We start from the raw sequence: 11,203 nt of genomic DNA, 5'->3' as shown, positions 1-11,203 counted from the left end.
GCGACTAGTGTGGTGACGTGCCGAACCTGTCGCTCACCGTCCGCCTGCAGACCTCGGCCCTCGAGGCGCGGCGCGGCATCGTCCGCATCCACGCCGAGGCCCTCGCCGCGCTCGGCCTGCGCGAGTGGGACGGGATCGAGTTGCTCGGCGCGCGGCGCACCGCCGCCGTCGTCGCCGCCGCCCCCGCCGGGACCGCGCCCGGGGTGGCCCTGCTCGACGAGCTGACCATCACCAACTGCGGCCTCCGCGAGGACGCGACCGTCGTGATCTCGCCCGCCACCGTCTACGGCGCGAAGCGGGTTCTGCTGAGGGGTTCGACGCTCACGCGCAACGCGCTCGACGGTGCCGCCCTCCGGCAGGCCCTGCTGGGGAAGGTGATGATGCCCGGCGACAGCGTCTCGCTGCTGCCCCGCGACCTGGGGCCGGGGACGTCCAACGCCGCGGCGACGCAACAGCTCTCGCGCCTGGTGGGCATCACGTGGACCAACGAGCTGCTCACCGTCGTGTCCGTGGATCCGACGCCGGGACCGGTGTCGGTGCAGCCGAATTCGGCGGTGCTCTGGGCGGACGGCGCGACGGACGCGCCCCTGATCGACGGCGCGGCGGAGGTGACCGTGAGTATCGAGGAGTCCGTGCCCGAGGTGGAGGCCGAGGCGGTGGCGGTGCGGCCCGTCGCGGATCTGGTGGGCGCGGAGGCCGCGGTCAAGCGCCTCTCGGAGTGGCTGACCCTGGCGCTCGACGAGCCGGAGCTGCTCGCCACCCTGGGCGCGCCCGCGCACCTCGGGGTGCTCATCACCGGCCCCACCGGCGGCGGCAAGGCCACGATGGCGCGGGCCGTCGTGGCGCCGCGGCCCCTCGTGGAGCTCGACGGGGCGTTCACCGGCGCCCTGGAGCCGCAGGCCCGCCTCGCCCGGGTGAAGGAGGCCGCCACGCGGGTGCAGCAGCAGGTCAACGGATCCGGCGCGGCGCTGCTGGTGCGCGACGTGGAGGCCCTGCTCCCGGCGCAGCGCGAACCCGTGTCGACGATGATCCTCGACGAGCTGCGCAAGATCGTCGCGGCGCCCCGGGTGGCCTTCCTCGCCACCACCTCCGCGCCCGGCGACCTGGATTCCCGTCTGCGCGAACCCGATCTGGCCGACCGGACCATCACCGTCGACCTGCCCGACGCCCGCGACCGCGAGGCACTGCTCGCGCTGCTGCTGCGCGACGCGCCGACCGAGAAGGTGGATCTACACGAGATCGCCTTGCGCGCACCGGGATACGTCGCCGCAGACCTGGCCGCCCTGTGCCGGGAGGCGGCGCTGCGGGCCGCCGCGCGCGTGGTCGGCACCGAGGAGCACGTCGCGATCACCCAACCCGATCTGCTGGGCGCCCTCACGGTGATCCGCCCCGTCTCCCGGTCCGCCGCCGAGGAGGTCTCGGTCGGCGCGGTGACCCTGGACGACGTGGGCGACATGGTGCAGACCAAGCAGGCGCTCACGGAGACCGTGCTGTGGCCGCTGCGGCACCCGGACACGTTCTCCCGCCTCGGCGTCGAACCGCCCCGCGGCGTCCTGCTGTACGGGCCGCCCGGCTGCGGCAAGACCTTCGTGGTGCGGGCGCTCGCCGCCTCCGGGCAACTGTCGGTGCACGCGGTCAAGGGCGCCGAGCTGATGAACAAGTGGGTCGGGGAATCGGAGAAGGCCGTCCGCGACCTGTTCGCCCGGGCGCGGGGCAGCGCACCGTCGTTGATCTTCCTCGACGAGGTGGACGCCCTGGCCCCGCGCCGCGGGCAGTCCTCGGATTCGGGCGTGGGCGACAAGGTGGTCGCGGCGCTGCTCACCGAGCTCGACGGCGCCGAGCCGCTGCGCGACGTGGTGGTCCTGGGCGCCACCAACCGTCCTGACCTGGTGGACCCGGCGCTCCTGCGTCCCGGGCGGCTGGAACGGCTGATCTTCGTGCCGCCGCCGGACGCGGAGGCCCGCGCCGAGATCCTGAAGACCGCGTCGCGGTCGATCCCGCTGGCCGGCGACGTGGACCTCGCGGCCCTGGCCGAGGGACTCGACGGCTACTCCGCCGCGGACTGCTCCGCGCTGCTGCGCGAGTCCGCGCTGACCGCGATGCGGCGCGATATGGACACCGCGACCGTGACGGCGGAGGACGTCGAGGCCGCGCGGCGCGTGGTCCGCCCGTCGCTCGACCCCGCCCAAGTCGCCGACCTGGAGGCCTACGCGGACCGTCGCTCCTCGTAGATCCCCGCCAATCCCGCCCGGCCGGCATCGGTGAGGCGCACGGCGCGGTGCACCTTCGTCCGTTCCACCCAGCCCCGCGCGAACACCGCATCACACACGGCGGTCCCCAGCGGCCCGGCCAGGTGGTGCCGCTGCTCGGTCCAGTCCGCGCAGTACTTCAGCCGCCCCGCCTGCGGGGCGACGCCCAACTCCCCCAGCCGCCGCGCCCCGAGCTCGGTGAGCCGGTACTCGACGGTCCGCCCCGGTGCGGACAGATGCTCGCCGGGCGCGAGCGCACCGTCGCCCCCGGTCACCCACCCCAGGTCGAGCATCCCGCGGAACACGTCGACTCCGAGGCGGCCCGCGAGGTGCCGATAGCAGGTGCGGCCGGCGCGGAGCGCGTGCGCGCGGGTGTGCTCGCGGAGCGAGGTGATCGGACGCTGCGGGGCGAGCTCCGACAACACCTCCAGCAGGCCCTCCACCTGCGGATTCGCCAAGCGATAGTAACGACGCCTGCCCTCCTGCCGGGCATCGACGAGACCGTGCTCGCGCAGGATGTTGAGGTGGCCCGTGACGGTCGACGGCGCCACTCCCGCCTCGGCGGCGAGCCGACCGGCCGGGAGGGCGCGGCCGTCGGCGAGCGCCATCAGCACACGGATCCGCCGCGGATCGCCGATCGCGCCCGCCACCGATTCCAGATCGACCTGCATATCAGCACGGTAGTCCCGGATCGCTTCGGCCCTCGCCGAAGCGATCCGGGCAGACCATGAGCGGCGTGAGAGAACGCATCCTCCTCGCCGGCCTGTGCGGCGGCTACTTCCTGATCCTGCTGGACGTGACCGTGGTCGCGGTGGCACTGCCCGCGATCGGCGACGACCTCGGCGCCGCCGGGTTGGCGCGGGTCGTCGACGGGTACACGCTGCCGCTCGCCCTACTGCTGCTCCCCGCCGGTGTGCTCGGCGACCGGATCGGGCACCGCCGGGTGGTCCTCGCCGGGCTCGCCGTGGTCGGCGCGGCGTCGGCGGTGTGCGCGGCGGCACCATCGATGGCGGTGCTCGCGGGCGGCCGGTTCGCGCAGGGCGTGGGTGCGGCACTGCTCCTCCCCGGGACACTCGCACTGGTCACAGCCCTGTTCCCCGCACCCGGCCGGCGGGCGCGGGCGATCGGCGTGTGGTCCGCCTTGGGCGGCCTGGCGCTACCCGCGGGCCCGCTGATCGGCGGCGCACTCACGGGCTCGCTCGGCTGGCGATCGGTGTTCTGGATCGCCCTGCCGGTACTCGGGATCGTCGCCGTGGCGGTGGCCGCCTGCCCGGCGGGACGCGGCAACGCGCCGTCGCCGCGCGACCTGCGTCACGCGCCGCGCCGGTTGTTCCTCGCCGCGGGCATCGCCGGCGCGATGAACCTGTGCACGGTCGGGATGCTGTTCCTGGTCACGCAATGGTTGCAGGTGAGCGGCGGGCTCACGCCGATGCGGGCGGGGCTCGCGCTGCTGCCGGTGTTCGCGCCCATGCCTCTCCTCGGGCCCGCCGTGGGGCGGGCCGTCGCGCGGCGAGGAGCGTGGCTCATGGCCGCCGCAGGGCTCCTGATCGCGGCGGCCGGCCTGGGCTCACTGGCCGTCACCGGCGGCGGACCGTCGTGGCCGGCCGGCGCGGGCATGCTCGCGTGGGGCGTGGGGATCGCGGTGCTCACGCCGGCGATCGTCACGGCGGCGATGGAGCAGCTCCCTGCGGCTCCCGGCCTGGCATCCGGACTGTCGAACGCGGCCCGTCAGGCCGGCACCACGGTGGGCGTCGGCCTGTTCGCAGCGCTCGCGGGACCCGCGTCCTCGGGGGACTTCGCGCGGGGCCTCGCCGTCGCGGCGGCGGTGGCCGGCGCGACCTACGCGGTGCTGGCGGTCGTCACCGCGCGGGTCAGGCCTTGCTGATCGAGTAGAAGACGGAGTTCGGGATCGCGGCGTCCGTCACCGAACTCACGGTGATCACGTAGCCCTTCCCCGAGTACTGGGCAGAGGTACTGCTCCCCTCGGGGCCCGCGCCGAGGGCCTGGAAACCCGCGTCGGCCAGCTTCTTCTTCGCCTCGTCGAAGCCGCCGGGCGCGGCCTGCACGGTCACGTTGTAGACCTTGACGCCGTCCTGGTCGCGCTCGCCCGCGTCGATCAGGGTGCCGTCGACGAGGGGCACGTCGGCCTTGGGGAAGGAGGCGGGCAGGGTCACCGTAGGACCGGGGTCGGCACCGTCGTCGCTCGGCCCGCAGGCGGCGCCGCCGAGGAGCAGCGCACCGGCGGCCAGCGCGCCGGCGACCGTTCGCCCGACGCGTCGTCGAGCCGCGGCCGAAGTAGTCGGACGATCCTTCAACTGGTCCATGGGGCCCTCGTCATACCTCACCGGTAGAATCTTTAAGGAACGACACCCCGCTCAAAAAGGACGGAGTGCCCTTGCTTGTCATCCTTGTCAGTTTGTCATTGGCGACCTTAGCCGCCCCTGTAGTCGTCGGTCGGTTCGGCGCGCGCGGGTTTCTCGGACTCGCAGCGGTCCCCGCGGCCGCCCTGGTGTGGATCCTGGCCCAATGGCCCACCGCCGGGAAACCGGTGCGGACGGAGTCCTTCACCTGGGTCCGGTCGCTCAACATGAACGTCGACCTGCGGCTCACGCCGCTGAGCGCCGTCATGTCCGTGCTGGTCCTCGGGATCGGCGCCGTCATCCTGGTCTACTGCGCCGGATACTTCACCGGCACGGGCAGCACCCGCAAGCTGCCCACCTTCGCCGCCGAGCTGGTGGCGTTCATGGCCGTCATGTTCGGTCTCGTGGTCAGCGACAACATGCTGGCCATGTACGTCTTCTGGGAGCTCACGTCGGTGCTGAGCTTCCTCCTCGTCGGCTACTACGCCGAGCGCGCCACCAGCCGCCGCGCCGCCACCCAGGCGCTGCTGGTCACCACGCTCGGCGGGCTCGCGATGCTGGTCGGCATCGTCCAGCTGGGCGAGCACTACGGCAGCTACCTGTTCTCCGAGGTGATCGCCCGGGCGGTCGCCGACCCGTCGTCCATCACGATCGGCGTCAACGTCGCGGTGGTGCTGATCCTCGTCGGCGCGATCTCGAAATCGGCCATCGTGCCGTTCCACTTCTGGCTTCCCGGCGCCATGGCCGCGCCCACCCCCGTCTCGGGTTACCTGCACGCCGCCGCCATGGTGAAGGCCGGCATCTACCTCGTGGCGCTGCTCGCCCCCGCGTTCGCGCACCTCGCCTCGTGGCGCGTGATCGTCCTCGGCCTGGGCATCCTGACGATGATCCTGGCCGGGTGGCGCGCGCTCCGAGAGTTCGACCTCAAGCTGATCCTCGCGTTCGGCACGGTGAGCCAGCTCGGCATGCTCATGGTGCTGGTCGGTGTCGGCGAACGGAACGTCGCGCTGGCGGGCGTCACGATGCTCACCGCGCACGCCCTGTTCAAGGCGACCCTGTTCATGGTGGTCGGCATCATCGACCACACCACCGGCACCCGCGACATCCGGCGGCTGGCCCTCCTCGGCCGGGAGCAGAAGGCGCTCGCGGTGGTCGCCGCGCTCGCCGCCGCGTCGATGGCGGGCCTGCCGCCGCTGTACGGCTTCGTCGGGAAGGAGGCCGCGCTCGAAACCGTGCTGCACAGCGCCCTCCCGTCGCCGCTCCCCGTACTCCTGCTGATCGGACTGTGCGTCGGCTCCGCGCTGACCATGGCCTACAGCATCCGGTTCCTCTGGGGCGCCTTCGGCCGCAAAGGACAGGACTCCCCCACCCGCGCGGTCGCGGAGATGCACCGTCCCAGCACGCTCTTCCTCGTGGGGCCGGCGCTGCTGGCGGCGCTCTGCCTCGTCGCCGGCGTCGCGTCGCCCCGGCTCGACGGGGTCCTCGCCGGCTACCCCGACGGGGCGTTCCCGCCGGCCGAGGAGCCGTACCACCTGGCGCTGTGGCACGGCTTCGGCCTCACCCTCGGCCTCACCGCGCTGGTCATCTGCTCCGGCATCGTGATCGCCCAGCCGAACAGCCCGTTCTCCCGGCTGCGCCGGCGCAACAGCCCGCTGCTCGGCAACGCGGACCGGCTGTACGACGGTGCGCTGCGGGCCGCGGACTGGCTGTCGTTGCGCATGACGCAGGGCACGCAGCGAGGCTCGCTGCCGCTGACGCAGGGCACGATCCTGCTCACGCTGGTGCTGCTGCCGATCGTGGTGCTCTACGCGGGGACCCGCGCCCGCCCCGAGATGCGGATCGAGTCCTCCCCGCTGTTCCTCGCGATCTCCCTGCTGATGTGCGCCGCCGCACTCACGGCAGTGGTGCTGCGCAACCGCCTCGCGACGGTCCTCGTGGTGAGCGTCACCGGCTACGGCACCGGCATCGTCTTCGCCATCTACGGCGCGCCGGACCTCGCGCTCACCCAGTTCCTGGTGGAGACCCTCACGCTGGTCGTGTTCGTGCTGGTGTTGCGCAAGCTGCCCGCGGAGGCGCCGATCACCGGAAGCCGCCCCTCCCGGGTGGCGCGTGCGCTGCTCGGCGTCGCCGTCGCCGCGATGGTCGTCGCCGTCGCGATCGCGGCGCGCGCTGCCCGGATGACGGAACCCGTCGCGGACCGTCTGCCCGAACAGGCCTACAAGTTCGGCTACGGCCACAACACCGTGAACGTGATCCTGGTGGACATCCGCGCCTGGGACACCTTCGGCGAGATCTCCGTGCTGCTCGTGGCGGCGACGGGGGTCGCCTCGCTGGTGTTCCGCAATCGGCGGTTCGGGGCCGCCCCGCGGGTCACCGCCGAGGCGGCGGCCGCCGCCGATTCGTCGGGCACCACCTGGCTGCGGGGCAGCGCCCTGCGCGACCCGCGACACCGCTCGCTGGTGCTCGAGGTCACCTCGCGGCTGGTGTTCCCGACGATCATGGTGCTGTCCGTGTACTTCTTCTTCGCCGGGCACAACGCACCCGGCGGCGGCTTCGCCGGCGGGTTGACCGCGGGCCTCGCGCTGGTGCTGCGGTACCTCGCGGGCGGCCGGTACGAGATCGGGGAGACGATCCCGCTCGACGCGGGCCGCATCCTGGGCGTCGGCCTCCTGCTGGCCGCCGCGGGCAGCATCGTGTCGCTCGTCCTCGGCGCGCCGGCCATGACGTCGGTCGCGTTCGAGTTCACGCTGCCCGTCTTCGGCGACGTCAAGGCCGTCACCGCCCTGGCGTTCGACGCGGGCGTCTACCTGATCGTGGTGGGCCTGGTGCTCGACGTGCTCCGCAGCCTCGGGGCCCGCCTCGACCTGGAGGGATCGCCCACCGACATGACGTCACCGATACCGGTCCAGTCGAGCGGGGGTGCGCGATGATCGTCGACGTCGGCCTCTTCGCCGCCATCGCCGTGCTCGTGGCGACCGGGGTGTACCTGCTGCTGGACCGCAGCCTCACCAGGATGCTGATGGGCATCATCCTGTTCGGCAACGCCGTGAACCTGCTCATCATCGCGCTGGCGTCGCCGCCGGGGAACCCGCCGATCGTGGGCTTCTTCTCGGAGGGCCGCACCACCGAGGCGGATCCGCTCGCGCAGGCACTGGTGCTCACCGCGATCGTCATCACGATGGGCCTGTCGGCCTTCATCCTGGCCCTCGCCTATCGGTCCTTCACGATCAACACCGACGACGAGGTCGACGACGACCCCGAGGACACCAAGGTGCTCGAGCGCGACGTGGATCGCGCCTCGGATGATCCGGACTACGACGCCTCGGACGATCCGATCACGGGCGAACCGTCGGCTCTCGGCGACGCCTTCGGACCCGACGGTGAGCCGTTGTCCACCGAGGACCTCAAGAAGGCCCGCCTGGACGCGGTGGACACCGGGGCGCTGCCCCTGCCGCGGGTGCCGACCGAACGAGAACTGCCGCCGGGCGACGGGAAGGGGGACGCGCGATGATGACCGAATCGACGATGCTGACCCTGATCCCGCTGCCCACCGTGCTGCCGGTCGTGGCGGCCGCGGTCACGATGGTGATGGGCCGTCATCCGCGGCTGCAGCAGCTCATCGCGCTGTTCTCGCTCACCGCGATCGTCGCCGTCTCCGCGGCGATGCTCTATTACACCGACCGGCACGGCACCGTGGCGCTGCACATCGGCGGCTGGGGCGACCGGGACGGCCGCGGCAGCCCGCTGGGCATCACGCTGGTGGCCGATCAGCTCGCGGCGATGATGCTGCTGGTCTCGGCGATCGTGCTGCTGGGCGTGCTCGTGTACTCGGTGGGGCAGGGTATCCGGGACGGCAACGCGAACCAGCCGGTCTCGATCTTCTACCCCACCTACCTGATCCTCGCGGCGGGCGTCTGCAACGCCTTCCTGGCGGGCGACCTGTTCAACCTGTTCGTCTCCTTCGAGATGCTGCTCGCCGCGAGTTTCGTGCTCCTGACGGTGGGCGGCAGCGCGGACCGCATCCGCGCGGGCGTCTCGTACGTCATGGTCTCGATGGTCTCGTCGGTGGTGTTCCTGCTGGGCATCGCCTACGCCTACTTCGCGACGGGCACGCTGAACCTGGCGGACATGGCGATCCGGTTGCAGGACCTGCCGGACGGCACGCGCACGTCGCTGTTCGCGGTGCTGCTGGTGGCGTTCGGGATCAAGGCCGCGGTGTTCCCGCTGTCCACGTGGCTCCCCGACTCCTATCCCACGGCCCCGGCCCCGGTCACCGCGGTGTTCGCCGGACTGCTCACCAAAGTCGGTGTGTACGCGATCATCCGCGCACACACGCTGATGTTCCCGGGCGGTTCGCTGGACGACGTGCTGATGATCGCGGGCCTGCTGACGATGATCGTCGGCATCCTCGGCGCCATCGCGCAGACGGACATCAAGCGACTGCTGTCCTTCACCCTGGTCAGCCACATCGGTTACATGATCTTCGGCATCGCCCTGTCCACGCCGCTGGGCCTGTCGTCGACGATCTACTACGTGGTGCACCACATCCTCGTGCAGACCACACTGTTCCTCGTGGTGGGCCTCATCGAGCGCCAGGCGGGCGCGGCGTCGCTGCGCCGCCTCGGTGGGCTGGCCGCGGCGAGCCCGGTGCTCGCGATCCTGTTCTTCCTGCCCGCGCTGAACCTGGGCGGCATCCCGCCGTTCTCGGGCTTCATCGGGAAGGTGGGCCTGATCGAGGCGGGTGTGCAGCAGGGTTCGATCCTCGCGTGGGTCCTGGTGGCGGGCAGTGTGATCACGTCGCTGCTGACGCTGTACGCGGTGGTCCGCGTGTGGACGAAGGCCTTCTGGCGGGCGCGCGCGGACGCCCCGGAGGGGCAGCTCGCGGGCGCCCACCCGGAGGCGCTGCTCGACGACGCGGACGACATCGAGTTCGCGGATCGCGAGGACGTGGGCAGGATGCCGCTGAGCATGGTGGCCCCGACGGCGGGCCTGCTCGCTGTGGGCCTCGTCATCGCGATCTGGGCGGGCCCGATGTTCGACGTCACGGACCGCGCGGCGGCGCAGCTCATCGGCCGCGTCGACTACATCGAGGCGGTGCTCGGCCCGGAGGCCGTGCCGAAGGTCAGGACGCCCGACGGTGCGCCCCCGGGCATCGACCGGGCCGACGGTGCGCCGGCCGGAACGGGAGGCGGCCGTGGCTAGGCGACTCGTGAACCGGATCCTGCCGGACCTCAGCGACGGGCGGACCGTCGCCGTGAAGATCGGCCAGCTGCTGTGGCTCGACGCGGTGTGGGTGATGCTGTGGGGCTCGATCACCCCGGGCAACATCGCGGGCGGCCTCCTCGTGGGCCTGGCGATCCTCCTGCTGCTGCCGCTGCCGCCGGTGCCCGTCGAGGGCCGGGTGCACCTGTTCTCGCTCCTCAAGCTGATGGTCGTGTTCTTCGTCGAGCTGCTGCGGTCCTCGCTCGAGGTGGCGTGGCTGGCGATCCGTCCGGGGCCGCCGCCGATGAGCGCGGTGCTGCGCGCGAAGGTGGTCATCAAGTCCGACCTCGTGCTCACGCTGCTGGTCGACATGATGAACCTGATCCCCGGCACGATGGTGCTGGACATCGACACCAAGCGCCGCCTGCTGTACGTGCACGTGGTGGACGTCAGCAGCGAACGCGCGGTGCGCCAGTTCTACCGCTCCACGGCCCGATTGGAGCGGTTGTTCGTGAGCGCCTTCGAGCGGGAGAACGAGTGGCATCCGAGTCCGATGCACGGCGTGGACGACGACGAGTACCACCACGTCGCGGGTGCGGACCGGCACGAGGTGGGCGACGCGCGCAGCGTCGCGGCCCCCGAGATCGCGTACCGGCGTACGCGTTCCGGCGGCGATCGGAAGGAGGACCGGTCATGACGGCGGTGTTCGTGACGACGGGCGTCGTGCTGGTGCTGGCGGCGTTCGTCACGTCGTACCGGCTCCTGGTGGGGCCCAACACCCTCGACCGCGTGGTGGCGGTCGACGCGCTGGTGGCGATCGCGATGGGCGGCCTGGCGGTGTGGGCGGCGTACAGCCGCAACTCGTCGGTGATCCCCGGGATCGTCGCGCTGTCCCTGATCGGTTTCGTGGGCTCCACGTCGGTCGCGCGCTTCCGCGTGCCCGACGACGCCGGCGTCGCCCGGTCGAACTGGCTCGCCACCGCGCCGAAGCCGGAGCCGCCTGCGGAGGCCGCCGAACCCCCGGGCGCCACTCCCCGGCCTGAAGACGGTGATCGCCCGTGATCGACGTCATCTCGAGCATCTGCTTCATCGCGGGCGCGTTCTTCGCGCTGACGTCGGCGATCGGCATCATCCGGTTCCCGGACACGATGACCCGCATGCACGCCGCCACCAAGCCGCAGACGATGGGCCTGCTGCTCCTGCTGGCGGGCGCGGCGATCCGCCTGTCCGAATCGGTCGACGTGTGGATGCTGGTGCTGGCGGGCCTGTTCGCGCTCCTCACCGCTCCGGTGGTCGCGCATCGCGTGGGCCGCGTGGCCTACCAGGAGCAGCGCCTGCAGGACCAGACGATCGAGCCGGGCGACATGGAGACCGGCGCCCGCGACTGAGAAC

The 11,203-nt window shown here is 72.1% G+C and carries 9 protein-coding genes and 1 pseudogene; 8 read left to right on the top strand and 2 right to left on the bottom strand.

Features of this window, described 5'->3' with window-relative positions; genetic code table 11:
- The first annotated feature begins 17 nt into the window (after positions 1-17).
- Positions 18-2,231 (top strand): AAA family ATPase, encoded by a 2,214-nt coding sequence (locus tag BN39_RS09065; RefSeq protein ID WP_019202071.1) that lies wholly within the window; start codon positions 18-20, stop codon positions 2,229-2,231.
- On the opposite strand, the gene BN39_RS09060 is transcribed toward BN39_RS09065, so the two are convergent.
- On the bottom strand, positions 2,207-2,920 hold the full coding sequence (locus tag BN39_RS09060; RefSeq protein WP_019202070.1) for a helix-turn-helix transcriptional regulator: 714 nt from the start codon (positions 2,918-2,920) through the stop codon (positions 2,207-2,209). The genes BN39_RS09065 and BN39_RS09060 overlap by 25 nt on opposite strands.
- Positions 2,921-2,985: 65 nt before the next feature.
- On the opposite strand from BN39_RS09060, the gene BN39_RS09055 reads away from it, so the two are divergent.
- The gene (locus BN39_RS09055) at positions 2,986-4,134 is read left to right on the top strand and encodes an MFS transporter (RefSeq protein WP_237741637.1); all 1,149 of its coding nucleotides are present in this window, start codon (positions 2,986-2,988) and stop codon (positions 4,132-4,134) included.
- On the opposite strand, the gene BN39_RS09050 is transcribed toward BN39_RS09055, so the two are convergent.
- Entirely contained in the window at positions 4,121-4,573 is a 453-nt protein-coding gene (locus BN39_RS09050; RefSeq protein ID WP_019202068.1) for a hypothetical protein, read from the bottom strand. The genes BN39_RS09055 and BN39_RS09050 overlap by 14 nt on opposite strands.
- A 71-nt stretch (positions 4,574-4,644) precedes the next feature.
- Between BN39_RS09050 and BN39_RS09045 the strand changes: the two genes are divergently transcribed.
- From BN39_RS09045 to mnhG, 6 genes and pseudogenes are all read left to right on the top strand, one after another.
- A complete protein-coding gene (locus BN39_RS09045; protein ID WP_040766076.1) occupies positions 4,645-7,539 on the top strand; it encodes a Na+/H+ antiporter subunit A in 2,895 nt (964 codons plus the stop codon).
- Positions 7,536-8,120 carry a Na(+)/H(+) antiporter subunit C gene (locus tag BN39_RS09040; protein WP_019202066.1) on the top strand — a complete coding sequence of 195 codons (585 nt, stop codon included), beginning with the start codon at positions 7,536-7,538 and terminating at the stop codon, positions 8,118-8,120. Before BN39_RS09045 ends, BN39_RS09040 begins: the two co-directional genes overlap by 4 nt.
- Positions 8,120-9,811: a Na+/H+ antiporter subunit D gene (locus BN39_RS09035; RefSeq protein WP_051158991.1), complete on the top strand. Its 1,692-nt coding sequence runs from the start codon at positions 8,120-8,122 to the stop codon at positions 9,809-9,811. The genes BN39_RS09040 and BN39_RS09035 overlap by 1 nt, the downstream gene beginning before the upstream one ends.
- Entirely contained in the window at positions 9,804-10,508 is a 705-nt protein-coding gene (locus BN39_RS09030) for a Na+/H+ antiporter subunit E (RefSeq protein WP_040767132.1), read from the top strand. The genes BN39_RS09035 and BN39_RS09030 overlap by 8 nt, the downstream gene beginning before the upstream one ends.
- Positions 10,505-10,756: pseudogene (locus BN39_RS09025) on the top strand (monovalent cation/H+ antiporter complex subunit F); the annotation flags it as partial. The gene BN39_RS09030 and the pseudogene BN39_RS09025, both read left to right, overlap by 4 nt.
- A 113-nt stretch (positions 10,757-10,869) precedes the next feature.
- Complete coding sequence (mnhG, locus tag BN39_RS09020; protein ID WP_019202062.1) at positions 10,870-11,199, top strand: monovalent cation/H(+) antiporter subunit G; 330 nt, start codon at positions 10,870-10,872, stop codon at positions 11,197-11,199.
- Positions 11,200-11,203 lie beyond the last annotated feature (4 nt).

The organism is Tsukamurella sp. 1534 (genome assembly GCF_000312385.1).
Taxonomy (GTDB): Bacteria; Actinomycetota; Actinomycetes; order Mycobacteriales; family Mycobacteriaceae; genus Tsukamurella.
Note: the sequence above shows the minus strand (reverse complement) of the source record. Positions and strands in the feature narration are given on the sequence as shown.